A 25,598-nucleotide genomic window follows, 5' to 3' on the forward strand; every position below is an offset into this window, starting at 1 on the left:
CTCCCCGCGGCGGCTTTCGGCTATGTCCTGCTGGTGCTCGGCGCGGCCGCCCTCGCGCTGCTGCCGCTGCTGCCCGGGGCGGCCGCCCGGCTGGGGCTGCCCGGTTGGCTCGGCGGCCCGGTCGACTGGCCCAAGGTCGCCCTGCTCGCCTTCCTGCACGCCTGCTGGGAGTCGGTGGCCCAGGGCCTGCCGACCCCCTGCCTGCGGCTGGCCCGCCGACTGCGCCTGCTGCTCGCGCGAGCCCTCGGTCAGGGCGCCCGGCCGGGCGCCGGGCTGGGGCCCGCGCCGGTGCGCCCGAGCGCCAACACCTTCCTGCCGGTGCTCTTCGCCGGGGTGCTGATGCTGCCGCCGGCCGCCGCCGCGCTGGTCGCCCTGCCCGCCGCGCTGACCGGCGCGACGGCCGCCCCACGGGCGCTGCGCCGGGCCTGGAACGCCGCCCAGTTCGCGCTCGCGGCCTGGCCGGCGTCGGCCCTGTTCCACCTGCTCGGCGGCCCCCGGCTGCTGTTCGGTTCCCGCTACCCGGCCGCGCTGCTGCCCGCGCTGGCCGCCGTGCTGGTGTTCTGCCTGGTCAACGGGGTACTGGTGGCCGGCATCCGGCTGCTGGCCGAGCACTGCCCGCCGGCCGAGCTGCGCCGGGGCGCGGTCTCCGTGCTCGGCCCGCCGGCCTTCGTGCACGCGCTCGGCGGCCTGATGATGGCGGTGCTCTGGCAGGGCCCGTACGGCGCCTTCGCGGCCCTGCTCGCGCTGCTGCCGCTCTCGGTCTCGGCCTGGGTCTTCGCCCAGGGCCACCGTGAGCGGGCCGCCCATCGGGCCACCGTGGAAGCGCTGGTGCAGGCGGTGGAGATCAAGGACGCGTACACCCGCGGCCACAGCGAACGGGTCGGCCGGGCCTCGGTGCTGATCGCCGGCCAGCTCGGGATGAGCGGCGAGCGGCTGCGCACCCTGCACTTCGCGGGCACCCTGCACGACGTCGGCAAGCTCGGGGTGGCGACCGAGCTGCTGCGCAGGAACGGTCCGCTGACCGAGGCGGAGCGCCGGGCGGTGGAGGTGCACCCCGAGTACGGGCACGACCTGGTGCGCGGCATCGACTTCCTGGGCGAGGCGCACGCCGCGATCCTGCACCACCACGAGCGGCTGGACGGCCGCGGCTATCCGCACGGGCTGGTCGGCGACCGGATCCCCGAGTTCGCCCGGATCATCGCGGTGGCCGACGCCTTCGACTCGATGACCTCCACCCGCTCCTACCGGCGCGGCCGTCCGGTGCCGGAGGCGGTGGCCGAGCTGCGCCGCTGCGCGGGCAGCCAGTTCGACCCGGCGATGGTGGAGGCGCTGGTACAGGCGGTGGACCGGTGCGGCTGGCAGCCGGTGCTGCCACCGGCCCCGGCGGCGGACGGCGCGGTGCCCGACATCCCGCTCGGCCTCCCGGAGCCGGGCCCCCGGACGGCGGCGCGGTGAGGCCGGCCAGGGCGCCGGGCAGGCTGCTCGCCGCCGCTCCCGACCCGGCCGTCAGCGGGGCCTCACTGGTCCGGGCGGCGGCGCTGCTGCTGCTCGCCGGAGCCCTCGCGGCGGTGCTCGCGCACGGGCTGACGGATCCTCGGGTCGCCCTGGCCTTCGGCGTCCTGATCGCGATCGGTGAGGCGGCCCGGGTGGCCGACGCCGGTGGTGGTCGGGGCCAGGCTCCGCTGGGGGCCGCGGCGGGGCTGGCCTACGCCCTGCTCGGCCCGCTGCGCGGGCTGCCGACCGGTCACGGGGTGTGCCAGGTGGTCGCCGTGGCCGGCACCGGCCTGGCCGTCGGGGCGCTGGTCCGTGCCCTGGTGCGCTGCGGCGGGCGGCTGCGGCGCGCGGAGCGGGACCGGGCGCGGTCCGCGGTGCCGCGCCCGCGGCCGCCCGCCAGCTCTGACCACCCCGCCAGCTCTGACCACCCCGCCAGCTCTGACCGCCCCGCCAGCTCTGACCGCCCCGGCGGCCCCGGCAACTCCGGCAGCCCCGGCGACTCCTGGCCCGCCCGGCCGCCGGGCAGCGCACCGGCCAGGCCGCACCGCTGGTCGCCGGCCTGGTTACGGGCCCGGCGCCCCGGCCGGGCGGACGGCCGGGCCCACCGTCGCGGACACCGCTACGGCGCGGGCAACCGCTACGACGGCGCGGCCCGGCGACTGCTCGCCGTGGCCTTCGCCGCCACCCTCTTCCAGCCGCTCTACACCAGTGGCGCGCTCGACCGGATCCCGCTGGCCGGCCCCGCCTACGGCGTCTTCCTGGTGCTGGTCGCGGCGCTCGCCGGGCTGGCCGACGCGGTGCTCGCCGCCTGCCAGCGGCCCGGCGGCGGCCGGTTCGGCCCCGCCCTGGAGGCGGAGCTGCGCGCGCTGCCCGGGATCGGCTCGGCGATCGCCGCCACCGGGATGCTGGTCAGCCTGGCGGCCGGCGAGGTCGGTCTCTGGGCGCTGCCGGTGTTCTGCCTGCCGCTGCTGCTCGCCCAGGCCTCGTTCCGGCGCGCCGCCGCCGTCCGGGCCACCTACGGGCAGACCATCGCCACCCTGGCCCGGGCCACCGAGGTGGCCGGCTACACGGCGCCCGGGCACGCGCGCCGGGTCGCGGACACGGCGTGCGCGCTCGGCCGCGAGCTGGGCCTGAGCACCCACGATCTCGCCCTGCTGGAGTACGCCGCGCTGATGCACGACATCGGCCAGCTCTCCCTGGTCGAGCCGGTGCGGGGCGGTGCCACCGCGCTGCTGCCCGAGCCCGAGCAGCAGCGGATCGCCAGGCTGGGCAGCGAGGTGATCCGCTGCTGCTCGGGGTCGGGAGCGGTGGCCGAGCAGGTGGCCCGGCTGGCCGATCCGCTGCTCGGCCCCGACGGCCGGCCGGACCGCAGCCTGCCGCTGGCCGCCCGGATCATCCGGGTGGCCAACGCCCACGAGGACCTCACCGGACCGGCGGAGCAGGGCGAGGCGGCGCTGTCCGTGCTGCGCGCGCAGAGCGGGCGGACCTACGATCCGGTGGTGGTCGCGGCGCTGGAGCGGGTGCGGGCCGCCGGCGGCGGCCCGTGCACGGTGGCTCGGACCGGGAGCGGGTGACCGGCCCGTTGGTGACGTAGCGTGACGGACCGCATGGGAAGCGCACCCTGCCGCCGCCGTGGTTGGATGCGGTCGTAGCGTGGAACACCCGAGCAGGGGCTACCCGCCCCCTCGGCCCCGGCCACAGCACTGGGTAGCACACCGTGCGGAACGCGAGTCGGCCGTCCCCGGCAGGAAGTGCCGGGAGCGGTCAGGCTCCCAGAGGACTCAGCAGAACCGAGCGGACAGGCGGCAGGGCAACGTGAAGATCTTCCACCGGGCACGGCATCGGCCGTCCGCCACCTGGCGGCAGACGACCGACCGGGCCTTCACGCTGATCGGCGACGGGCGCTACGAGGACGCCGGCGCACTCCTGGTGATGGCCGCCGACCTGGAGCCGTGGCTCTCCGACTCCTGGTTCAACCTGGCCCTGCTGCACAAGTTCCGCCGGGACTGGGAGCAGGCCAGGGTCGCGGGCCTGCGGGCCGTCGCGCTGCTCGACCGCGACCAGGGCGCTCCGGACTGGTGGAACCTGGGGATCACCGCCACCGCGCTGCAGGACTGGCCGCTGGCCCGCCGGGCCTGGCAGGCCTACGGTCTGCGGCTGCCCGGCGGTGGCACGGCGCCGGACGCGCCGGTCCAGCTGGAGCTGGGCACCACGCCGGTGCGGCTCTCCCCGGAGGGCGAGTCCGAGGTGGTCTGGGGCCGCCGGCTCGACCCGGCCCGGGTGGAGGTGCTCTCCATCCCGCTGCCCTCCTCCGGCCGCCGCTGGGGCGAGGTGGTGCTGCACGACGGCGCCCCGCACGGCGAGCGGGTCGCGGCCGGCACCGCGTACCCCGTCTTCGACGAGATCGAGCTGTGGGCGCCCTCGCCGGTGCCCACCTACGTGGTGCTGCTGCAGGCCGCCACCGAGGCCGACCGGGACGCGCTGGAGCGGCTGGTGGCCGAGGCCGGCTACGCGGCCGAGGACTGGACCTCCTCGGTGCGGCTGCTCTGCCGGGCCTGTTCGGAGAGCCGGATGGCCACCGACGACGGCCGCACCGCGCACCACGACCCGCACGACGACGGCGACGCCGCGCACCCGGGCCACCTGAGCCACCTGAGCCAGGGCAGCGGCGGCACGGACTGGCTGACCGAGCGCGAGTGCGGGATCGCCGCGCCGGCCGGCCTGGTGCGGCTGCTGCTGGACCGCTGGGTGGCGGCCGAGCCGACCAGCCGGGCCTACCGGGACGTGGAAGAGGTCTGCTGACCGGCGGTCTAGGCTGGTGGGGTTCCTGAGCAGGCCCACAGAAGCGGAAGAGCGATGGCGGAGCAGCACGAGCACACGCACGACGACGAGCACGGTCATGACCACGCGCAGGCCGAGCAGGCCGAGCAGGCTCCGGTCAAGGTGATCGGCGAGGAGCCCGATCTGACCAAGGGCACCGCGCGTCCGATCACCGTGGTGGGCAACCCGGTGCTGCACCGCGAGTGCAAGGTGGTCACCGAGTTCGACGCCGAACTGTCCGCGCTGATCGACGACATGTTCCAGTCGATGTACGCGGCGGCGGGCGTCGGCCTGGCGGCCAATCAGATCGGCGTGGACGCCAAGGTGTTCGTCTACGACTGCCCGGACGACGAGAACGTGCGGCACATCGGGCACGTGATCAACCCGGTGCTCGAGGAGCTCCCGGTCGGCAGCCGCACCCTGGACGACGGCAACGAGGGCTGCCTCTCGGTGCCCACCGCCTACGCCGAACTGGCCCGCCCCGACTTCGCGGTGGTGACCGGCCAGGACAAGGACGGCAACCCGGTCCGGCTCGAGGGCACCGGCTTCTTCGCCCGCTGCCTGCAGCACGAGACCGACCACCTGAACGGCTACCTCTACATCGACCGCCTCTCCAAGCGCGACCGCAAGGACGCGCTGCGGCAGATGGCCGAGGGCACCGCGAGCTACGCGACGGTGCCCAACAACTGACGCCGGGTCGGCAGCGCCAACCCCGAACGCCCCGCCGGGCAACAGCCGGCGGGGCGTTCGGGGTTGTGCGGCTGAGCGGTCAGCTGCGCGGCGGGCTCAGAAGTCGTCGTCGAAGGCCACCGTGCCCTCGACGGCCACCTGGTAGGCGGAGACCCGGCGCTCGAAGAAGTTCGTCAGCTCCTGGACGTTCTGCAGCTCCATGAAGCCGAACGGGTTGGTCGAGCCGTAGCGGATCGGCATGCCCAGGCGGGCCAGCCGCTGGTCGGCGACGGCCTCCAGGTACTGGCGCATCGAGTCGGTGTTCATGCCGGGCAGGCCCTCGCCGCACAGGTCGCGGGCGAACTGCAGCTCGGCCTCGACCGCCTCCTCGAGCATCTCGGTGACCTGCTTGGCCATCACGTCGTCGAAGAGGTCGGGCTCCTCCTCGCGGACCGTGTCCACCACCGAGAAGGCGAAGTCCATGTGCATGGACTCGTCGCGGAAGACCCAGTTGGTGCCGGTGGCCAGGCCGTGCAGCAGGCCGCGGCTGCGGAACCAGTACACGTAGGCGAAGGCGCCGTAGAAGAAGAGGCCCTCGACGCAGGCGGCGAAGCAGATCAGGTTGAGCAGGAAGGCCCGGCGGTCGTCCTTGGTCTGCAGCGACTCGAGGTGGTCGACCGCGTTCATGTACTTGAAGCAGAACTGGGCCTTCTGGTGGATGGAGGGGATGTTCTCCACCGCGGCGAAGGCGGCGTTGCGGTCGTCCGGGTCGGGCAGGTAGGTGTCCAGCAGCGTCAGGTAGAACTGGACGTGCACGGCCTCCTCGAAAAGCTGCCGGGACAGGTAGAGCCGGGCCTCCGGGGAGTTGATGTGCTTGTAGAGGCTCAGCACCACGTTGTTGGCGACGATCGAGTCACCGGTGGCGAAGAAGGCGACCAGACGGCCGATCATGTGCCGCTCGCCCTCGCTCAGCTTGGCGAGGTCGGCGACGTCGGAGTGCAGGTCCACCTCCTCCACGGTCCAGGTGTTCTTGATCGCGTCGCGGTAGCGGTCGTAGAACGACGGGTAGCGCATCGGACGCAGGGTCAGCTCGAAGCCCGGGTCGAGCAGCATCTTCTGGCGGCCCTCGGACTGGTCAAGGGGGGCGGAGCTCACTGGCAGGCCTCGCAGGACTCGGGGTTCTCCAGGGAGCAGGCGATGGCGGCGGCCTGCTCCTCAGCGGTCATGGTGGGGGAGGGGACAGTGACCGCCGGACGGGCGGCGCCGGAGGCGGCCTGGGCGATCCGGGTGGCCGGGCGCGAGCGCAGGTAGTAGGTGGTCTTCAGACCGACCTTCCAGGCGTAGGCGTACATCGAGCTGAGCTTGCCGATGGTGGGCGCGGCCATGAAGAGGTTGAGCGACTGGCTCTGGTCCAGGTACGGCTGACGGGCGGCGGCCAGGTCGATCAGCGCGCGCTGCGGCAGCTCCCAGGCGGTGCGGTAGCGCGAGCGCAGCTCGGCCGGCAGCCAGGAGAGCTCCTGCACCGAGCCGTTGGCGTCGCGCAGCGCGTCCCGGGTCTGCTGGTCCCAGACGCCCAGCTCCTTCAGCTCGCGCACCAGGTACGGGTTGACCTGGAGGAACTCGCCGGAGAGGGTCTCGCGCTTGAACAGGTTGGAGACCTGCGGCTCGATGCACTCGTAGACGCCGGCGATCGAGGCGATGGTCGCGGTCGGTGCGATCGCCAGCAGCAGCGAGTTGCGCAGGCCGGTGCGGGCGATCGTGCCGCGCAGCGCCGTCCAGCGCTCGGTCCACTGCGGGGTGGCGTCGGCGAAGTGGTCGATGTGCAGCTGGCCGCGGGCGGCGCGGGTCTCGGCGTAGGCCGGGTGCTGCCCGAACTGCTCGGCCAGCTCGCTGGAGCGCTCGTAGGCGGTCAGCATGATCCGCTCGGCGATCAGCGTGGAGAGCCGCTTGGCCTCGGCGGAGTCGAAGTCCAGGCCGAGCCGGAAGAAGACGTCCTGCAGGCCCATCACGCCCAGGCCCACCGGCCGCCAGCGGGAGTTGGAGGTGGCGGCCTCGGTGGTCGGGTAGAAGTTGATGTCCACCACCCGGTCCAGGAAGGTCACGGCGGTGCGCACGGTGGCGTCCAGCCGGGCCCAGTCCATGGCGTTCACCAGGTCGGCGGCGGTGGCGCCGGCGGCCACGTGGGCACCGAGGTTGACCGAGCCCAGGTTGCAGACCGCGGTCTCGGAGTCGTCGGTGACCTCCAGGATCTCGGTGCACAGGTTGGAGGAGTGCACCGTGCGGCCGGGCAGCGCGGTCTGGTTGGCGGCGCGGTTGGCGGCGTCCTTGAAGGTCATCCAGCCGTTGCCGGTCTGCGCCAGGGTGCGCATCATCCGGGCGTACAGGGTCTGCGCCGGGATGGTGCGGACCGCCTTGCCGGCCAACTCGGCCTTGCGGTAGGCCTCGTCGAACTCCTCGCCCCACAGGTCGACCAGCTCGGGCACGTCGGCCGGCGAGAAGAGCGACCAGTCGGCGTTGGCGTTGACCCGGCGCATGAACTCGTCCGGGATCCAGTGCGCCAGGTTGAGGTTGTGGGTGCGGCGGGCCTCTTCGCCGGTGTTGTCGCGCAGTTCGAGGAACTCCTCGATGTCCGCGTGCCAGGTCTCCAGGTAGACGCAGGCCGCGCCCTTGCGGCGGCCGCCCTGGTTGACCGCGGCGACCGAGGAGTCCAGGGTGCGCAGGAACGGCACGATGCCGTTGGACTTGCCGTTGGTGCCGCGGATCAGGCTGCCGCGCGAGCGGATCCGGGTGTAGGACAGGCCGATGCCGCCGGCGTGCTTGGAGAGCCGGGCGATCTGGGCGTACCGGGAGTAGATCGAGTCCAGGTTGTCCAGCGGCGAGTCCAGCAGGTAGCAGCTGGACATCTGCGGGTGCCGGGTACCGGAGTTGAACAGGGTGGGCGAGCTGGTCAGGTACTCCAGGCGGCTCATCAGCCGGTAGAGCTCGGCGACCTCGGCCACCGACTGCTCGCTGTCGCCCACCGCCAGGCCGCAGGCGACCCGGAGCAGGAAGTGCTGCGGGCGCTCCACCACCTTGCGGGTGATCGGGTGACGCAGCAGGTAGCGGGACTGCACGGTGCGCAGGCCGAAGTACTCGAAGCGGTCGTCGCCCTGCTCGTCGATCAGCGCGTTCAGCGCCGCGGCGTGCTTGGCCACGAAGGCGGCGGTGGTGTCGCCGATCAGGCCCTCGGCGTGGCCGACGGCGATCGAGGCGGTGAACGAGGTGGCGCCCTGGCCGTTCGCCTCGTCGGCGATCTCCTGGGCGAGCAGCCGGGCGGCCAGCTTCGAGTACTGGGGGTCCTCGGCGATCATCGAAGCGGCGGCGTCCACGGCCAACCCGCGAAGCTCGGCGAAGTCCGAGCCGGCATGGCGGCCGCGCAGCGCGGCGGCGGCGACGTGGCCGGGGTCCACCTGGGGGAGGTCGGCGCTTCGGTCGGTGAGCAGCCGGAGCAGCGCAGTACCGGGGTCGGTCTGGGCGGCGTCGGCGTGTCCCTGTGAGGGCAGGGAAGCAACTGAGGCAGCGACGGTCAAGGCGCTCTCTCCTGGGGCGGCGGCGGGCTGGGAGGCGTCCGTGGCCTGTGCGCGCCGGGCAGGGGAGATGGGCACGCCGAATCGTTGCGGCGCGCGCGTCGTCACCCTGGCCTGCCCGCGAGGCCGGACGGTACTGCGGTGCGTGAAAGGCCTCTGCGGGGAGGCCGGGCGGCACACCGTCGGCAGGTACTCGGACTGGCGGGCCACCCGGGGGCGGGCCCGCTCACCGCTGCGGGGCAGTCCCGGATTCGCACCGGGTTCCCCTGCGTCGACAGCGAGAGTGAGCATACATGTAGTGGTGGCCCCTTCGAGGCACCCCATATGTAGTGTCATGTGTAGTGTCGCGCACACAGCGGGCAGTAAGGCGGTCGGTGCCGGAAGGTCGCCTGACGCCGCGTCGGCGACCGGTCGCGGCTCCGCGGGACGGGGGTCGCCCCGCCACGCGGCGGTCTCAGAACGCTGGCCTAGGCTGTGCCGCATGGTGAGGGACACGGGGAGAAGGCAGCGCCTACGGGCGGCGTTGGTGGCGTTCATCGTATCGGCGGTCGCGACCGTCCTCGCCGGCACCGTCACCACCGCTTCGCCCTCGGCCGGGGCCGCCGCCAAGCCGGGCCCCGGAGCCGTCACGGCCGGCGGGTCGCCCGTGCCGAGCCAGGCGCCGGCGGACCCGGGCAAGCCGCTGCGGATCGGCATCTCCTACGGGGACACCCTCACCTGGAAGAACGACCAGGACCTGGCGACCGGCCTGGGTGACGCCGTGGACACCGGCTCCAAGTGGATCCGGGTCGACCTGTCCTGGGACGACATCCAGCCGGACAGCCCGAAGACCTACGAGTGGCAGCGGTTCGACCGGGTCCTCAGCGCCGCCAAGGCCCGCGGCCTGGAGGTGCTGCCCACCATCGGCTACACCCCGCCGTGGGCCCGCAAGGCGAGCTGCGCCTCGGACGACGCCTGCCCGCCGGCCGACCCGAACCTGTTCGCCGCCTTCGCCGCGGCCGCCGCCAAGCGGTACGCCCCGCAGGGCGTGCACACCTGGGAGGTGTGGAACGAGCCGAACATCCCGTTCTGGGCACCGGCCCCCGACCCGGCCGCCTACACTCAACTGCTCGGCGACACCAGCAAGGCGCTGCGTGCCGCGGACCCCAAGGCCTACATCCTGCTCGGCGGCCTGGCGGCGGTGAGCACCGGCCAGGACGCCGGCTACGTCTCGCAGGGCGACTTCCTCACCGCGGTCTGCAAGCTGGGCGCCAACAAGATGGTGGACGCGATCAGCTACCACCCGTACACCTACCCGTACCTGCCGAGCGCCAAGACCTCGTTCGGCACCGCGATGGAGGACATCAGCAGCGCCCCGGGCAACCTGGTGGCGATCCTGACCAGTTACGGCACGCCGGACCTGCCGATCTGGATCACCGAGACCGGCGCCGCCACCAACGGGCCCGGCACGGTGACCGACGGCACCGTCATCACGCCGCAGAACACCCATGTGACCGAGCAGTACCAGGCCACCATCGCCGCCGACACCGTTCGGGCCGCCGCCGCCAACCCCCATGTGGCAGCCGTCTTCTGGTTCACCGACCAGGACACCGGGCAGCCGTCGCAGAAGCAGCAGCGCTCGCTGTTCTACGGCCTGCGCCGCTTCGACGGCACCCCCAAGCCGGCCCTGGAGGCTTGGAAGGACGCGATCGGTGCCTACGAGCAGGGCTCCTCGGGCCCGCCGCAGGGCGGCTGAAGCAGGGCCCGGAACAGCTCCAGGTAGCGGCCGGTCAGCCCGTCCCAGTCGTAGCGCTCCTCGGCGCGCCGCCGCCCGGCCGCGCCGAGCCGGTCGGCGAGCGCGTGGTCGGTCAGCAGCTCGCGCACGGCGCCGGCCAGCGCGACCGGGTCGCCCGCCGGTACCAGCAGACCGTCGTGACGGTCGGTCACCACATGCGGGATGCCGCCGACCGCCGAGCCGACCACCGGAGTGCCGCAGGCCATCGCCTCCACCAGGGCCATCCCGAAGGACTCCGCCTCGGTCCGGGACGGCAGCGCCAGCACGGCCGCCTCGCGCATCGCCGCCACCAGCGCCGCCCCGGTCAGCTCGCCCTCGGCGGTGACCCGGTCGGCGATGCCCAGCCGCTGGGCCAGCGCAAGCAGGTCGGGCAGCGCGTCGCCGCCGCCGACCAGCCGCAGCCGGGCGTCGGGGACATCGTTGAGCCGGGCGAAGGCGTGCAGCAGTACGTCCACGCCCTTCCAGGCCGAGGAGCGGTCCAGCCGACCGGCGTAGAGCACCACCGGCGCTCTGGTCGAGGCGGGGGCGCCGGGGGTGAACCGGCGGGTGTCCACGCCGGGGGTGATCTGCACCGCGTGCGGCCGGCCGGCCGCCAGCGAGACCGGGGAGACCGCGACCAGCCTGGTGGCGCGCCGGAAGACCCGGGGCAGCAGCCGCCGCTCGTACCAGCCGATCAGCCGGTCGGCCGCGCCGGTGCCGGGCTCACCCTTGTGCATCGAGCCGGCGTGGTAGGTCAGGACGCTGGGTCGCCGGCCGGCCAGCACGACACCGAGGTCGCCGAGGCCGGGGACCGGGGCGTGCGCGTTGACCAGCTCGGCCCCGGTGCGGCGCAGCCACCAGCGCAGCCGCAGCGGCCAGAGCGGGTCGAGCGGGGTGTTGGAGAGCCGCAGCAAGGCGGGCAGCCGGACCACCCGTACCCCGTCCTCGACCCGCACGGTGCTGCGCAGGCCGCCGGGCCGGCTGGTCAGCACCACCGGGCTCAGATCGGGAGAGTCGGCCAGCGCGCGGGCGATCCGGGCCGCGTAGTGCTCGACACCGCCGACCTTCGGCGGGTAGTAGGGCGTCACCACCGCCACGGTCCGCCGGGTCACCGCAGCACCGCCTGCCGCGGCCGGGCGGACGGTTCGGCGGTGGCAGGCCGGTTCGCCGGCAGTTCCACGCGCAGCAGTTCGACGAAGTCCGCCGCCCGGGCCGCGTAGCCGGGGATCTCGGCGGCCAGGTATCGCCGGTAGGCCGCGCCCTCGGCGAGCAGCCGGTCCAGCAGCGCGATCAGGGTGTCGGCGTCGGCCTCGGCCATCGGGACCACCCAGTGCTCCAGGTGCAGATCCGCCATGATGCCGCGGGTCTTGTGGTCGTACTCGATGGCCGCGCACGGGACCTGGGCGATCAGGCCGAAGATCACCGAGTGGAACCGGGTGCCCAGGATGAAGTCGGCGGCCCGGTAGAGCGCGAAGATCTCGTGGTGGTCCAGCCCGCCGTCGTCCAGCACCCGCAGCCGCGGGTCGGCCACCAGCGCGGCGATCCGCGCGTTGACGATCCGGTCGTCGTCCCCCTGGTAGGCGCAGGTGACCTGCGGAGCCAGCACCACCGCGCAGTCCCGCCGATCGAGCAGGTGGGTGATCGCGGTGGCCAGTGCCCGTTCGTACGCCTGCTGGGCCGCGCCGCGCAGGAACTGGCGGGCGGTCACCACCACGAGCCGGGTACCGGGCCCGACGGCCAGCTCGGTGCTCCAGTCGCGCCACGCCCGGTCGCGGAAGGCGAAGGCGCTGTCCACCCCGCGCACCACGGTGGAGCCGGACACCCCGACCTCGGCGAGCCGGTGCACGCTGATCGACTCGCGGGCCACCACCAGGCGGCAGGACCGCAGGACCCGGCGGATCATCAACTGCTGGGCCCGGGTCGGGAACGGCCCGAAGGACTGCGGGGCCAGCACCACCGGAACCCGGAACCGCCGGGCCAGCCAGAGCGGCAGCAGCAGGAAGAAGATGCTCAGGTCGCTGGGCAGGTCGGCCCGCCCGTTCAAGTAGCCGCCGCCCAAGCTGACCACCAGGTCGGCCGCGGCGAGTGCCCGCAGTTCGGCGCCGATCTCGGTCGGCAGGATCCGGGCCAGTGCGCGCAGCGCCCGTCCGGAGCCGGGCAGCGTGGCGAGTGCGGCCAGCGCGCAGGCGAGCAGCTTGCGGCCGACCCGCAGCGCCTGGCGGATCTCCTCGTCGCCCACGCAGCGGCGGATCGAGCCGAGGTTGGCGACCCCGTCGAACTCGGGCCACTGCTGCGGCGACTCGAAGCCGGCGATCTCGATCAGCGCGCCGGGGTGGGCCTCGGCGAGCTGCTCGAGCAGTACGCTCAGCAGCGCCGCGTCGCCCCGGTTGCCGCGTTGGAAGGCGTTGACGACCAGGATCCTCACGCTCTGCCGCTCCCTCGTCCGCTCGTTCGTGCCGTGCCGCTGCGCTCGGCGACCTCGCGGTAGTGCCTCTCCAGGGCATCGAGGAATTCTTCGACCCCGTACCGCTGCGACCGCGCCGCCGAACCCGCGCCCAGGGCGGCCAGCCGGTCGGGCCGACCGAGCAGCCCGGCCAGCGCCGCCGCCAGTGCGGTGGCGTCTCCCGGTGGCACCAGCACGCCGTTGTCCGGGCCGACCAGTTCTGGCAGCCCGCCGACGGCGCTGGCGACCAGGGGGCGTCCCAGCTGCAGCGCCTCCAGTGCCACGGTGGGGAAGTTCTCCGGCCAGAGCGAGGGCAGCACCACCACGGAGGCGGTGCGCAGCCACTCGTGCACCCCGTCCGGTGGCAACCAGCCGGTGAAGGCCACGCTGCCCTCGGCGATCAGGTCCACCGACGCGGCCTGCAGAGCCGCCCGCGCCGATCCGTCGCCCACGATGGTAAGGCGTGCGGCTGGGTGATTCCTGATCAGTTCCCGAAAGCCGTCGAGCAGCACCGCCACCCCCTTGACCGGCTCCAGCCGCCCGACGAAGAGCAGGTGGTCGGCGGTGCGCAGCGGGGCGGGCCCGGGGCCCGGTTCGACCCCGTTGGGCAGTACGTGCACCGGCACCCGTCCCAGGTCGGGGCGGACCGCCTCGGCGAAGTAGCGGCTCGGCGCCAGCACCCGGTCCACCCGGCGCAGCCGGGGCAGGTAGCCGGGCCGCTGGAGCAGCCGCAGGTAGAGGTAGCGGGCGGCGTCCGGCGGGCTGAGCCGGCCGGTGGTGGCGCTCGGCAGGTTCCAGCGCAGCAGGCGCAGGGTCCAGTCCTCGGGGCCGTGCACGGTGAGTACCCGCGGCAGGTCGCGGGTGGCGGCGAGTACCGAGGGACTGAACTCCCCGATGGTGTGCAGGTGGACGCAGTCGGGCCGGAACTCCTCGATGGTCCGTCGTACCGCTCGGTGGGCCGGCCGGTACCAGGCCTTGGCCAGCAGCCGGCGGACCGGGTGCCCGGCGATGCCCGGGACCAACTCGTCGGCGAACACCTGCTCGCCGTCGGCGAGCAGGTCGGTGGCGAGCACCCGGACCTGGTGTCCGCGCTTGGTCAGCCCCTCGGCGATCAGCCGCACGCTCTTCTCGGCGCCGCCGGCCTCGAAGCCGAGGTTGACGATCTGCAGGATCCTCACAGCGCCGCCGCCGGTTGGACCGCCGCGCGCTGCCCGGCGCGTCGCCTGGCCAGCAGCGCGACCAGCGCCACCAGCCCGGAGAACAGGTTGCCGGCCGCCCAGGACCAGCCGAGCCAGGCGAGCCCGCGCGGTGCCCAGAGCAGGGCCAGGCTGATCGCCACCACGGCGTACACGGTGTTGCTGAGCACCAGGGCCCCCATCTGGCGGGTCAGTTTGAGTGCGAAGCTGGTCCAGGTGTTCAGCGCCACCGCGAGTGCCGCGAGCGCGAAGACCAGCAGCAGGGGGCGGGCCTTGGCGCTGTAGTCGCCGCCGAACAGGGTGAGCAGCAGGCCGCTGCCACCGGCCACCGCCGCAGCGGCCGGCAGCTGCGCGGCTGCCATGATCATGGCCGAGCGGCGGAGCAGCACCCTGAACCGCGAAGGGTCGTAGGAGGCCTCGGCGAACACCGCCTCGCCGACCGAGAAGGAGACCGCGTTGAGCAGCCCGGCTATCTGGAACGCCACGTAGTAGTAGCCGGCCGCCGCTTCCCCCAAGCGCTGCAGCACGATCAGCGGGATCGCCAGCTGCGGTGCCAGGTTGAGCAGGCTGGAGAGGTAGTTCGCGACCGAGAAGCCCAGTTGCTCGCGCAGCCGGGTGCCCCGGGCCAGCAGGTCGAAGCGGAAGCCCAGCCGGCGACGCATCAGCAGGATCGAGGCGGCCACCGCGACCAGGTAGCCGCCGCCGGTCGAGCAGAAGATGCCGAACACGCCCAGGCCGGTCAGTCCGAGCGGCAGCGCGAGCTTGGCCAACCCCTGGAGCAGGCCGTCCACCAGCACGTTGTACTGCGGCTGTCGGGCGGCGATGAAGACCGAATCGGTCAGCAGGTTGACTGCGGAGAAGACGCAGAACAGCACGAAGACCCCGGCCTGCAGCAGGTGTTCGCGCACGAAGAGCAGCTTCTGCCCGTACAGCGGCAGCCCCAGCAGGTAGCCGGCGCCGACCACCGCGGCGACCAGGGCGACCAGCGCGATCGACTGGCTGATCTGCCCGTTGCGGGCCTCGGCCCGGGCCGGGAACCGGATCAGCGTGCTGTTCAGCCCGAACAGGCTCAGGTAGGAGATCAGCGAGGTCGCCGAGATCAGCGAGGTGGCCAGCCCCACCTGCTCGGGTGAGTAGAAGCGGGCCACCAGCACCCAGAACACGAAGCCGAGTGCGGCCGTGGTCACGGTTGCCGAGAGCAGGAAGAACGAGCTGCGGTACATCTGGTCCGGTGGCCGGGCGTGCCTGCCCTGGTGTCTAGCCACGGCTGTCCTGGTAGTGGGTCAGCAGTCGCCGGGCGTGCTGCGTCCAGTCGAAGGAGGTCCGGGCGCAGTCCAGCGAGTAGCGGCCCATCCGGGCGCGCAGCGGCTCGTCGGCGGCCAGGTCGGCGAGTGCGGTGCGCAGCGCGTCCACCTGCCGGGGCACCAGTCGGACCTGCTCGCGGTCCAACCGGTAGGGCGCGTAGCCGGGATCGTCGGTGGTGACCACCGGCAGTCCACTGGCCATCGCCTCCTGCACGGTGAGCGGGAAGCCCTCGGCGGTGGACGGCAGCGCGAAGACGTCGCAGGCCCGGTAGGCCTCGGCCAGCGCTTCGGGCGCCAGCGTGCCCAGGTGGTGCACGCCGGCCCGGCCGCGCAGCGCGGCGCTGTCGCCGTCGCCGGCGAAGACCAACTCGTAGCCGTCCGCCGGGGAGTGGGCGTCGAGCAGCAGCTGGAAGCCCTTCTTCGGCACCAGACGCCCGGCGAACAGCACCAGCACCCGACCGGCGGGCAGGCCGAAGCGGGCCCGCGCGCTCGCCCGTGCCGAAGCTGATTCGGTCGGTCGGAACAGTGCGGTGTCCACCCCGTTCGGCAGGTGCTCGACCCGCTCGGTCCTGGCGCCGTGCCGGCGGACGAAGTCGGCCACCGAGGCGTTCAGGGTCAGCACCCGCCGGGCCCGGCGCAGCAGCGGCCGTCCGGCCACCGCGTAGACCGCCCGCTGCACGCCGCGCACCAGCGCCGAGGGGTGCTCCACCAGGCCGACGTGCTGGGTCACCAGGTGCGGGGTACGGGTCAGGGCGGCCGCCGCGCCGGCCGCCCAGCTGGTCGGATAGAGGCAGTCGTGCAGGTGCACGGCATCGGCCCAGCGGGCCCAGCGCAGCGCGCTGCCCAGGAGCGCGGGGGAGAGCACCGGGAAAGGCACCCCGGTGCGGCGCTCGACGCCGTTCCAGGCGGCCACCCGGACCACCCGGACGCCGTCGGCGGTCTCGGTCCCGGCGCGCTCGCCGCTGGTCAGCACGGTGACCTCGACGCCGAGCGCGGCCAGGTGCAGCGCCTCCTGGCGGACCACGTTCTCGATCCCGCCCAGGTGCGGCGGGTAGTAGTGGCTGACCAGCAGGACCCGGTACGGCCTCATTTGTAGATCTCCGCCCCTTCGCTGCTGTAGATCTCGTTCTTGGTGCTGTCGAGCAGCCCCATCGGGTACCGGTAGGTGACCAGGTCGCCCTGGTAGGAGAGGGTCACGTCGCCGGTGCGCACCGTGGTGGTGCCGAGCAGGACGTACGGATTGCTGCCCAGCTCGGTGGGGAAGATGTCGCCGATCGCGGGCCCGGTGATCAGCGTCTGCAGCCGTCCGAAGGTGTAGGACTCGCTCTGCACCACGGGCACCGGATGCTGCCCGGCGATGTCCTGCTCCAGCCGGTAGGCGGCCAGCCGTTCCTCGGTGGTGGGGTAGTAGATGTCGTAGTACTGGCCCGCGTTGTTGAGCTGGAGCTGCGCCGGGTAGCCGCCGAGCAGCTGCGGTACCACCCCGGTCAGGTCGAGGAAGAGCCCCAGGACCAGGGCGCAGGCGATCGGCACCGCCCGCCGCCCGGCCCAGCGCACCACCCAGAGCGTGCCGGCCGCGATGAACGGCGAGAAGAAGAACAACCCCTGCTGGAAGGCGCGCAGCACGCTGTAGTCGACGGACAGCTGCGGCACCACGGTCAGCAGCGCGATCAGGCCGAGCCCGCCGACGGTGAGGGTGACCTGGTCGCGCAGCGGCCGAAACCCCCGGCGCCGGGCCCGCAGGGTCACCACCACGCCGAGCAGCAGGAGCAGTTGGAGCAGCGTGGCAGCACCCTGCCGGATCGCCCCGTTCAGGCCGACCACGTCGATGCCGCCGCTCTTCAGCGCCCGGCCAGCCGCGGTCAACGGCAGGTTCGGCTGCGGCACGACGCTGACCGGGTAGCTGTTGACGGTCTGCAGCGGCAGGTAGTCGCCGGCCGCGCGCTTCGCGGCGGTCTGCACCAGCGTCTGGGCCCGGTAGTCGGTCAGCCGCTGCTGCGGGCTGACCTCGGTGCCGCCCAGCAGGCTGTACTTGGTGTCGGAGGAGCCGCTCTTCCCGTTTCCGCCCAGGTGGGTGAGCTGCTGGTAGGCGGCGCTCAGGGTCGAGTGCAGTTGGCCGCTGGTGTGCGTCACCGGGCCGGCCCAGACCAGGGCCAGCGTGGCCGGAAGCAGCACCATCCACCAGGTGACGAAGGAGGGTGCCTGCGGCCCGCCGAGGGTCCGCGGACGCCGTCGGCGCCCGCGCCGCTCGGTCAGCCGGCTCGTCAGCCGCCACAGCAGGTCGGCACCGACCGCGATGCCGAGCACCGCGACCAGCACGTAGGTGGTGGAGTAGTGCGACAGTACGATCCCGGCGAACAGCACGCAGAAGCCGATCCGCCGCGCCCGCAACGGCCGTCCCTGGTCGGTCAGTACCAGCAGCGCGCAACCGAGCAGGACGAAGGCCACCTCCTGGCGGCCGAGGAAGGTCATGTCGGTGAAGAAGGTCGGGAAGGCCATGAAGTACAGCGCCGAGAGCAGCGCCACCAGCCGGGAGGTGACGTTGCGTACCGCGCGGAAGACCAGCACCGGGGTGAGCGCGAAGAGCACCGGCAGCACGAGCTTGAAGACGTAGATGTCCTGGATCGTGGTCAGCCGCACCACGCTGACCGGCAGCAGGGTGATGCTCAGACAGGCGTTGTACGCGTCCGGGTAGCTCGCCACGCTCCACAGCGAGCCGCCCAGAGTGAGCCGGAAGTACTCGTACTCGCGCTGGATGTCGTGTCCGGTCAGGTACCAGCCGCGCAGCGAGTTCAGCAGGAGCAGGGCGGTGGCGGCGATGAACAGCCCGCTCTGCAGCACCTCGGCCGGGTAGCGCCGGCGGCGGCGCAGCAGCAGGAGCAGCAGGCTCGCGATGGCGAGCAACGCCAGCACGCTGACACTCCCGCTGAGGCCGTTGTTCAGCCGGATCGGGCCCGCGACGGCCAGCAGCAGGGTGAGCGAGCCCAGGCCGGCCACCGGGAGCACGCCGGGTGGCCGCCCGGCCAGCCGCTCGCGCAGCCGGCGCGGCGGCGCCGGGGCGCGCGCCTCCTCGGGGAGCACGGCGCCGAGCACGATCAGTACCATCGCGGTCGCGCCGGCCAGCGCCGTGCGGGTCAGCGGATGGTGCTGGCCGAGCAGCGGCAGCACGGTGTTGACGCCCAGTGCGATCAGCAGATCGATGATGATGGTCAGGCCCACGGCCACCAGGAGGTTCGCGTCCCGCCCGGAGACGACCTTGGCGGCGGTGCCGCGCCACAGCAGGGTCGGGGCGCCGAACAGCAGCCAGAGCCCGGCCAGGGTGCGGAGCGGTCCGGGGGTGGCGGGCAGTTGTTCCAGTACGCAGCCGAGCGCGAGCGAGAGCAGCAGGGCCTGACGGCCGCGCGGCCGGCGGTCCCAGCAGTCGGCCAGCCGCGCGGGCAGCCGCCGGGGCAGCGCAGTGCGACCCGGCGCGGCCGTCGCCGCCCCGGTCCGCTCGGACGCGGTGGTCTCGGCCACCGGGGAGTCGACGGCGCTCATCCGGCCGCTCCAGCTGTCCCGACCGGCCCGTGGACGGCGTCGTAGACCCGCTCGATCCGCTCGGCCACCGCTGCCCAGGATTGCCGGCGTGCTCGCTCGGCGCTGCGTTCGGCCAGTCGGGCACGGAGCCCCGGGTCGGCGGCCAGGCGGTCGAGTGCCGCCGCCAGCGCAGTCGGCTCCGGGGCGGTGAGCAGGCCGACGCCGCTCAGCAGCTCGGCGCTGCCGGGCACGTCGGTGGCCACCACCGGCAGGCCTGCGGCCATCGCCTCCAGGACCGCCAGCGGCATGCCCTCCCTGTCGGAGGGCAGCACGAAGGCGTCTGCCTCCCGGTAGGCGGCGGTCAGTCGGGCGCCGAGCAGGCCGCCGGTGAACTCCACCCGGTCACCGAGCCCGAGCCGGTCGGCCTGCGCGGTGAGCTGCCCGCGCAGCTCGCCGTCCCCGACGATCCGCAGCCGCACCGGTTCGCGCAGCAGCGGCAGTGCGTCCAGCAGCCGGGCCACGTTCTTCTGCGCGCCGAGCCGGCCGACGAAGAGCAGCCGTAGCGGACCGGCGTGCGCGGTGCGCGCAGGCATGAAGTACTCGGCCCCGACCCCGTTGGGGACCACGAAGACCCGCTCGGCGGGCACCCGGTAGGCGGCGCGCACGAACTCGCCCTGAGCCTCGGTCAGCACCACCACCCCGGCCGCACCGCGCAGCACCCGGCCGAACAGGTGCCTCTTGTAGAGCGGGAGCAGCCGACCGAGCGGTCCCGAGGCGTCCACGTCCAGGTGGAAGTGGAGCAGGTAGCGCTGCCCGCGCAGCCGGCTGGTGAGGGCCACCAGCTCCGGCAGCAGGGCGTGGGCGCAGTGCAGGTGCAGGACGGCCGAGCGGGGCGCGCGCAGCAGCGAGACCGGCAGGCCGGGGGAGATCGGGGTGTGCGCCAGCTCGACCGCCCGGTGCCGGCGGACCGGCACGGCGCCGCCGGATCGGCGCGGTTCGCCGCGGGCCGCCCCCAGCGTGGTGGTGACCACCCGGACCCGGTGCCGCAGGGCCAGTTGATGCGCCAGCTGCTCCACCACGCGCTCCAACCCGCCCAAGTGGGGCGGGTAGTAGGGGGTGATCTGCACGATTGTGCGCATGAGAGAGGTTCCAGGGCTCGGGGGGTCGGTGGTCGGCTACTTCCCGAAACGGAAGTGCAGGGTCTGCGGGTGGCCCACCAGGGCGACCCGCACCATGGCCGCGTTGCCGTTGGACTGCAGCCGCACGACGACCGGCACTGGCGCGCCGTCCTTCGGTACCAGGCTGACCGTGTCCGTGGCCGCGTCCGAACCGTCCGGGGATTCTAGCGTCAGCTTCAGCTGGTACGAGCGTTCACCCGTGCCGTGGGCGATGAGCGTGATCGGGACCACCACGGTCGCGCCCTCGTAGGTCGGATCGGCGGTGAAGAACAGCTCGGTGAACGAGGTGCCGCGGTTGGTGAACGAGTCGAGCAGCTGGGTGCGCACGGTCGGTACCGACCACAGGCCGCCGGCCAGGCCGATCAGCAGGCCGAGGGCCAGCAGAGCCGGGACGAGCCCGAACCGCGGGACGGCCGCGCGCCGTCCGTGCCGCCGCCGGGTCCGGCGGCCGGGAGGCGGGCCGGCCCGCCTCGGCAGGGGATCGGGGGTGTCGGGGCCGTGCCGGGGCGCATCGGGCTCTGTTGCCTCTGTTGCCTCTGTTGCCTCGGCAATCTCGGCAGCGTCGGTCCCGGGGTCGGCCGATCCCTCGGCGGATCCGTCCTGCTGCTGTTCGTCCGGCTCTTCGCTCATGCCGATTCGAACTTACGCTGCGTCGGAAGGGCTGCCCGATCGGCCCCCGGTCCGGCCGATCGGCGGAGCCGGTGTTCGAAGAGCTGGCGCAGGTTGGCCATGCCGTCGGGCAGCGCGTTCAGCTTCACCTCGCCGCCGCGCTGGCGGTATTCGATCGGCACCTCCAGGAAGCGGTAGCCGGCCTGGGTGGCGGCGTTCTTGATCTCCTGGGAGAAGGCCATGCCGGTGGAACGCACGTCAAGCCCGTGCCAGACGTGCCGCCGGAAGATCCACATTCCGGACTGCGAGTCGCGCAGCCCGTTGCGGAAGAGCAGCCGGCTCAACGCGCTGAGCGCGTGGTTGGCCAGGGTGTGCGAGCGCTTCATCGCCGCGCGGTTGTCCCGGCGCAGCCGATCCGTGGTCAGGAACTCTATGTCTCGCTCGACCAGGGTCCCCAGGAGCTGCGGCAGTGCGTCGAAGGGGTAGGTGCAGTCGGCGTCGCCGGTGGCGATCACGTCGCCCTTGGCCGCTTCGAAGCCCGCCAGGTAGGCGTTGCCGTAGCCGCGTTCGGGCTGCGAGACCACCCGCGCGCCCAGGGCGCGGGCGACCTCGGCGGTGTCGTCGGTCGAGGCGTTGTCGACGACCAGGATCTCGGTCTGCCAGCCGGCCGCGGCCAGTTCGGCGACCGGCACCGAGGCCATCACGGTGGAGAGGTTGGGGGCTTCATTGAGCGCCGGGATGACGATCGACAGCGTGTGCACCAGGGCCCCCGTAATACCAACTGCGGACGGGGGTTGAGCGGCGCTGCTGTGCCCCCGATGGTCTGCGGGCGGCCCTGATGATGTCTTGACGTCACGACAGGTGATCAGGGCACCCGCGGTCGGTCACTTTAGCCCATGCTTATTTCCCGAAGTGCTGTCAATCCTTCATTCACCCCGCGCCGCAGCCGTCCCAGGGTTGGCCCCGCGATCGCCCGGTCGCGGGGCGGGGCCGACCAGCCGATGGATGACGGGCCAGGTCAGCCGACCAGCCAGGAGGCGATCGGCTTGGCCGACTGGCCGGTGCCGCCGCTCTTCAGGTCGCCCACCTGGGCCGGGCTCAGCGCCTGGTCCCAGATCAGGATGTGGCCGATCACACCGGCCCACATGCTGCCCCACTGACCGTGCTCGCGGCTACGTCCCAACTGCAGCGGGCCGGGACCCGCCCACACCGCGCCGTTGTTGGGGAGCGGCGTGGTCTGCGCGAGCTGGCCGTTGACGTAGAGCGAGATGCTGTGCAGGTCGGCGTCGTAGGTGCCGGTCAGCAGCGACCAGTCGCCGACCGAGCTGCTGTTGGCGGTCACCGCCTGGACCGCGGTGCTGTCGTTGCCGCCGTCGGCGGTCTGTACCCGGAAGACCCAGTTCTTCTGGCCGTTCGTCGCGTCGAGGCCGAGCTCGAAGGAGTACGACACCCCGTCGCCCTGGCTGATGGCGATCCGCGGGCCGTCGGTGGCCTCGTTCTCCACCCAGGCCGAGATGCTGAAGCTCCGGGTCACGTCCACCACCGGATTGGCGGACTGGGCGAAGGAGTTGCTGTCGGCCTTGAACCGCACGGCGTAGCCGCCGGTCACCTGGTTCACCTGGGAGTCCGGGCCGAGTGCCACGTTGGCCTGTCCGGAGTGGTCGGCGAGCAGGTTCGGCTGGCCGGGCACGGTGGGCGAGTTGCTCGGCGCGGTGGCACTCGCACTCGCCGAGGGAGAGGCGGTACCGGTGGCGACGGTCTTCGTCTTCCCCCCGCTCTTTCCCAGACCGCCGATCACCAGGGCACCGGCGCCGATGCCGAGCACGCAGGCGACCACCACGATGCCTATCGTCACCAGGCGCCGCTTGCGCCGGGCCTGACTCTCGTTCCGGTCGGCCAGCGCCACCCAGTCCGGTCCCTGACCGGTGGGCGCCAGGGCGTGCGGGTTCGGCGGCGGTCCCGGCTGCGGGGCGAAGGCCGTGGGCGGGAAGGGCGCGGTCGGCTGCTGGTAGTCGGCCGGGGCCGCGGGAGCGGGCTGCGCGGGCTGCGGCTGCGCGTACGGGTTGCCGGGTTGCGGATACCCGTAGCCGGCCGGCGCCTGAGGCAGGGTCGGCGGCTGCGGATAGCCGTATGCACCGGGTGCGCTCGGTGTGTCCGGCTGCGCGGGGGTGACGGGCGGCGTGTCCGTCCCCCGCTCCTGCGATGGGAACGGGGGCTGCTGGGCGGGGGCTGCGGACTCTCCCCGGTGTTCCGTGCCGTCAGTCATAGACCGGATGCTAGAACATGATCCGCGCCGCCCCAATTGTTTGGTCCGCACTCCCCGCGCGGCCCTGTGCGGTTCGCGCGACGCCGGTCGGCCGGTCCACCGGAACACGGGGTCCCTGCCGGAGCGGGGAGTTGGCGGCGCGGCAGCGGTCACAGGGACATCGCGTAGACCCACAGCTCGATCTCCGGGCGCGGGCACCAGTCCCGTTCCGGGGCCCGGCGGAAGCCGACCCGCTCGTATATGCGGTGCGCGGCCTTCATGCCCGGGCGGGTGGAGAAGGCCATGCCGGTCAGGCCGAGGTCGCGGCTGCGCTGGACGCAGGCGCGGACCAGGGCCTCGCCCACGCCGCGACCTCGGGCGGCGGCGGAGGCGGCCAGCATCCGGATCTCGCCCTCCGAGGGGGTGGCGATGTCGGCCCACTCGGTGCCGCCGACGGCGAAGGTGACGCAGCCGAGGACCCGGCCGGTGGGGCCGGTCGAGAGGTCGGCGGGGTCGACGGCGACCAGCAGTTCGGCCTCGGCGGCGCGGCGGGCGGCGTCGGCCAGCAGCGAGACGTAGGGGGAGTCGGAGTGGGTGTGGCCATCGCCGACGAAGGCTTCGACGGTCACCGCGCCCGCGGGGTCGAGATCTGCCGCGGTCGCGGTGCGGATGAGGAGGTCCATCGAACCAGTGTGCCAAGGCGCAGGTCGGAGGCGGCAGGAAGGGTGCCGCGCAGCCGGTCCGGGTTGGCCGGGAGCGGCTGGGGCCGGGGATTCGGCCGTGGTTGCGGCCGGGGGGTGGTGGCGGCGGTGGCCGGGCCGTCGGGGAGGTCGGGGTCGCGGCGGAGCAGCAGTCCGAGCAGGCCGAAGCCGCCGACCAGGCCGACCACGGCGATCGCGGTTGCCAGGGTGGAGGAGGTCATGCCTTCAGCCTGGCAAGTGGTTCGAATCGGTACGAGTGGCAGTAATGACACTCTCCATCGAATTACTGCCACCAGGCCCGGTAGGCTGGCGGGCATGCTGAAGAACGTCGTCGCCGTGGTGCTGGAGGAGGTGCACCCCTTCGAACTCGGGGTGGCCTGCGAGGTCTTCGGGCTGGACCGGAGCGAGCAGGAGCTGCCGGTCTACGACTTCGCGCTCGCCTCGGACCGCCCGGGTGAGCTGCGCACCCATGCCGGATTCAGCGTGAACGTGCCGCACGGCGCCGAGCGGCTGGCCGAGGCCGACCTGGTGGTCCTGGCGGCCACCGGGATCCGGGAGAGCTATCCGCCGGTGCTGATCGAGGCGTTGCGCGCGGCGGTCGAGCGCGGCGCCCGGGTGCTGTCGATCTGCAGCGGCACCTTCCTGCTCGGCGCGGCCGGGCTGCTGGACGGGCGGCGCTGCACCACGCACTGGCGGCAGGCGACCGAGCTGGCCGAGCGGTTCCCGCTCACCCGGGTCGAGCCGGAGGTGCTCTACGTGGACGAGGACCCGGTGATCACCGCGGCCGGCACCGCGGCGGGCATCGACGCCTGCCTCCACCTGGTGCGCAAGGTGCAGGGCGTCGAGGTGGCGCGCGGCATCGCCCGGCGGATGGTGGTCGCCCCGCACCGCGAGGGCGGGCAGGCGCAGTACGTCACCCGGCCGCTGGCCAGTGTCGAGTGCACCTCCTTCGGCTCGGTGCTCGACTGGATGCGCCAGGAGTTGGAGCGCGACTGGACGGTGGACGCACTGGCCGCCCGCGCGCACATGGCGCCGCGCACCTTCGCGCGGCGGTTCCGGCAGGAGACCGGGAGCACGCCGCTGCGCTGGCTGATCGGGCAGCGGGTGCTGCTCGCGCGGCGGCTGCTGGAGGAGACCGGCGAGCCGGTGGAGGCGGTGGCGGCCCAGGTCGGCTTCGGCAACGCGGCGGCGCTGCGCCACCACTTCGGGCGGCTGGTGGGCACCACGCCGCAGGCCTACCGGCGGGCGTTCGGCGGCGAGCGGGTGGGCTGAGGCTGTCCGGGGCGCGCGGGGCCGGGCCGGTGGGCCCGCGGCTGTGGCAGGCTGGGCCGCATGGCAGCGGCGGCGATTCGGGGAGCCCGGGAGCGGGCGAGGGCGGAACTCACCGAGGAGATCAAGCGGGAGGCGCGGCGCCAGCTGGCTCGCGACGGCGCCCAGCGGCTCTCGCTGCGGGCGGTGGCGCGGGAGTTGGGCATGGCCTCCTCCGCGCTGTACCGGTACTTCCCGAGCCGTGACGACCTGCTGACCGCGCTGATCGTGGACGCCCACACCATGCTGGCCGAGACGGTGGAGCGCGCGGTGGCGGTGGTGCCCGGCGCTGGTGGCGCCCGGGTGCGCTGGCGGGTGCTCTGCGCGGCGGTGCGCGACTGGGCCAGGGCGCGGCCGCACGAGTACGCGTTGCTCTACGGCACTCCGGTCCCCGGCTACCGGGCCGCCGAGGAGACCGTCGGGCCGGCCGCCCGGATCCCGCTCGCGCTGCTCGGCCTGCTCCGCGGCAGCGCCGCCCGACCCGCTCAGGGGCCGGCGCGTCCGTCCCCCCGGTCGCCATCCCCGCTGCTCTCCGCGCGGCTGGCCCAGCTGGTCGGCCAGTACGCGCCGGAGCTGCCGCAGCCGGTGGTGGCCCGGGCGCTCGTCGCCTGGGCGCAGCTGTGCGGCATGGTCGGGTTCGAGCTCGCGGGGAACCTGGACGGCGCGGTGGAGTCGGCCGACGCCTTCTTCGCCTGTGCGGTCGAGCAGTTGGCCGATCTCCTGGGCCTACCGGAGGCCCCGCCCGCCGAGCGCGGCTGAACAGGCGGACCGAACGAGCCGGGCACCGCCGCCGCCA

21 protein-coding genes and 1 riboswitch are annotated in these 25,598 nt (G+C 73.5%); of the genes, 7 read left to right on the forward strand and 14 right to left on the reverse strand.

The features are described 5' to 3' along the window. The first annotated feature begins 33 nt into the window (after positions 1-33). The 4 genes from OG403_RS23305 (at position 34) to def (ending at position 5,004) form a co-directional block, all read left to right on the forward strand. Positions 34-1,455 (forward strand): HD-GYP domain-containing protein, encoded by a 1,422-nt coding sequence (locus OG403_RS23305; RefSeq protein ID WP_329567446.1) that lies wholly within the window; start codon positions 34-36, stop codon positions 1,453-1,455. Beyond that, on the forward strand, positions 1,452-3,068 hold the full coding sequence (locus OG403_RS23310; protein ID WP_329567448.1) for an HD-GYP domain-containing protein: 1,617 nt from the start codon (positions 1,452-1,454) through the stop codon (positions 3,066-3,068). Before OG403_RS23305 ends, OG403_RS23310 begins: the two co-directional genes overlap by 4 nt. 241 nt (positions 3,069-3,309) lie before the next feature. Then, on the forward strand, positions 3,310-4,296 hold the full coding sequence (locus tag OG403_RS23315) for a tetratricopeptide repeat protein (RefSeq protein WP_329567450.1): 987 nt from the start codon (positions 3,310-3,312) through the stop codon (positions 4,294-4,296). Positions 4,297-4,350: 54 nt separating this feature from the next. After that, positions 4,351-5,004 (forward strand): peptide deformylase, encoded by a 654-nt coding sequence (def, locus tag OG403_RS23320; protein ID WP_329567451.1) that lies wholly within the window; start codon positions 4,351-4,353, stop codon positions 5,002-5,004. A 96-nt stretch (positions 5,005-5,100) separates the two neighbouring features. On the opposite strand, the gene OG403_RS23325 is transcribed toward def, so the two are convergent. Both OG403_RS23325 and OG403_RS23330 read right to left on the reverse strand, forming a co-directional pair. Then, on the reverse strand, positions 5,101-6,096 hold the full coding sequence (locus OG403_RS23325) for a ribonucleotide-diphosphate reductase subunit beta (protein ID WP_329572485.1): 996 nt from the start codon (positions 6,094-6,096) through the stop codon (positions 5,101-5,103). Between the two features lie 38 nt (positions 6,097-6,134). Next, positions 6,135-8,525, reverse strand: coding sequence for a ribonucleoside-diphosphate reductase subunit alpha (locus OG403_RS23330; protein ID WP_329572487.1), 2,391 nt, complete (start codon positions 8,523-8,525; stop codon positions 6,135-6,137). 191 nt (positions 8,526-8,716) lie between these two features. Further along, positions 8,717-8,846: riboswitch (cobalamin riboswitch) on the reverse strand. Positions 8,847-9,075: 229 nt separating this feature from the next. On the opposite strand from OG403_RS23330, the gene OG403_RS23335 reads away from it, so the two are divergent. Then, positions 9,076-10,284, forward strand: a complete 1,209-nt coding sequence (locus tag OG403_RS23335) for a cellulase family glycosylhydrolase (RefSeq protein ID WP_329567453.1) — start codon at positions 9,076-9,078, stop codon at positions 10,282-10,284. On the opposite strand, the gene OG403_RS23340 is transcribed toward OG403_RS23335, so the two are convergent. The 12 genes from OG403_RS23340 to OG403_RS23395 form a co-directional block, all read right to left on the reverse strand. After that, on the reverse strand, positions 10,245-11,414 hold the full coding sequence (locus tag OG403_RS23340) for a glycosyltransferase family 4 protein (RefSeq protein ID WP_329567455.1): 1,170 nt from the start codon (positions 11,412-11,414) through the stop codon (positions 10,245-10,247). The two genes, OG403_RS23335 and OG403_RS23340, sit on opposite strands and share 40 nt — an antisense overlap. Then, entirely contained in the window at positions 11,411-12,727 is a 1,317-nt protein-coding gene (locus OG403_RS23345; protein ID WP_329567457.1) for a polysaccharide pyruvyl transferase family protein, read from the reverse strand. The genes OG403_RS23340 and OG403_RS23345 overlap by 4 nt, the downstream gene beginning before the upstream one ends. Further along, a complete protein-coding gene (locus OG403_RS23350) occupies positions 12,724-13,923 on the reverse strand; it encodes a glycosyltransferase family 4 protein (protein ID WP_329567459.1) in 1,200 nt (399 codons plus the stop codon). Before OG403_RS23350 ends, OG403_RS23345 begins: the two co-directional genes overlap by 4 nt. Further along, on the reverse strand, positions 13,920-15,206 hold the full coding sequence (locus OG403_RS23355) for a lipopolysaccharide biosynthesis protein (RefSeq protein WP_329567461.1): 1,287 nt from the start codon (positions 15,204-15,206) through the stop codon (positions 13,920-13,922). The genes OG403_RS23350 and OG403_RS23355 overlap by 4 nt, the downstream gene beginning before the upstream one ends. Further along, complete coding sequence (locus tag OG403_RS23360; RefSeq protein ID WP_329567462.1) at positions 15,199-16,335, reverse strand: glycosyltransferase family 4 protein; 1,137 nt, start codon at positions 16,333-16,335, stop codon at positions 15,199-15,201. Before OG403_RS23360 ends, OG403_RS23355 begins: the two co-directional genes overlap by 8 nt. Next, entirely contained in the window at positions 16,332-18,782 is a 2,451-nt protein-coding gene (locus tag OG403_RS23365; RefSeq protein ID WP_329567464.1) for a hypothetical protein, read from the reverse strand. Before OG403_RS23365 ends, OG403_RS23360 begins: the two co-directional genes overlap by 4 nt. After that, positions 18,779-19,900: a glycosyltransferase family 4 protein gene (locus tag OG403_RS23370; protein ID WP_329567466.1), complete on the reverse strand. Its 1,122-nt coding sequence runs from the start codon at positions 19,898-19,900 to the stop codon at positions 18,779-18,781. The genes OG403_RS23365 and OG403_RS23370 overlap by 4 nt, the downstream gene beginning before the upstream one ends. 36 nt (positions 19,901-19,936) lie before the next feature. Next, complete coding sequence (locus tag OG403_RS23375) at positions 19,937-20,569, reverse strand: hypothetical protein (RefSeq protein WP_329567468.1); 633 nt, start codon at positions 20,567-20,569, stop codon at positions 19,937-19,939. Next, positions 20,566-21,309, reverse strand: coding sequence for a glycosyltransferase family 2 protein (locus OG403_RS23380; protein WP_329567470.1), 744 nt, complete (start codon positions 21,307-21,309; stop codon positions 20,566-20,568). The genes OG403_RS23375 and OG403_RS23380 overlap by 4 nt, the downstream gene beginning before the upstream one ends. Positions 21,310-21,566: 257 nt before the next feature. Beyond that, positions 21,567-22,814: a LamG domain-containing protein gene (locus OG403_RS23385; RefSeq protein ID WP_329567471.1), complete on the reverse strand. Its 1,248-nt coding sequence runs from the start codon at positions 22,812-22,814 to the stop codon at positions 21,567-21,569. A gap of 149 nt (positions 22,815-22,963) precedes the next feature. After that, positions 22,964-23,476: a GNAT family N-acetyltransferase gene (locus tag OG403_RS23390; protein ID WP_329567473.1), complete on the reverse strand. Its 513-nt coding sequence runs from the start codon at positions 23,474-23,476 to the stop codon at positions 22,964-22,966. Next, positions 23,419-23,715 (reverse strand): hypothetical protein, encoded by a 297-nt coding sequence (locus OG403_RS23395; protein ID WP_329567475.1) that lies wholly within the window; start codon positions 23,713-23,715, stop codon positions 23,419-23,421. Before OG403_RS23395 ends, OG403_RS23390 begins: the two co-directional genes overlap by 58 nt. A 94-nt stretch (positions 23,716-23,809) precedes the next feature. Between OG403_RS23395 and OG403_RS23400 the strand changes: the two genes are divergently transcribed. Together OG403_RS23400 and OG403_RS23405 are read left to right on the forward strand one after the other, a co-directional pair. Further along, positions 23,810-24,766, forward strand: a complete 957-nt coding sequence (locus tag OG403_RS23400) for a helix-turn-helix domain-containing protein (protein WP_329567477.1) — start codon at positions 23,810-23,812, stop codon at positions 24,764-24,766. A 60-nt stretch (positions 24,767-24,826) separates the two neighbouring features. Then, positions 24,827-25,561, forward strand: coding sequence for a TetR/AcrR family transcriptional regulator (locus tag OG403_RS23405; RefSeq protein ID WP_329567479.1), 735 nt, complete (start codon positions 24,827-24,829; stop codon positions 25,559-25,561). Positions 25,562-25,598 lie beyond the last annotated feature (37 nt).

Source organism: Kitasatospora sp. NBC_01266 (assembly GCF_036242395.1).
Lineage (GTDB): Bacteria > Actinomycetota > Actinomycetes > Streptomycetales > Streptomycetaceae > Kitasatospora.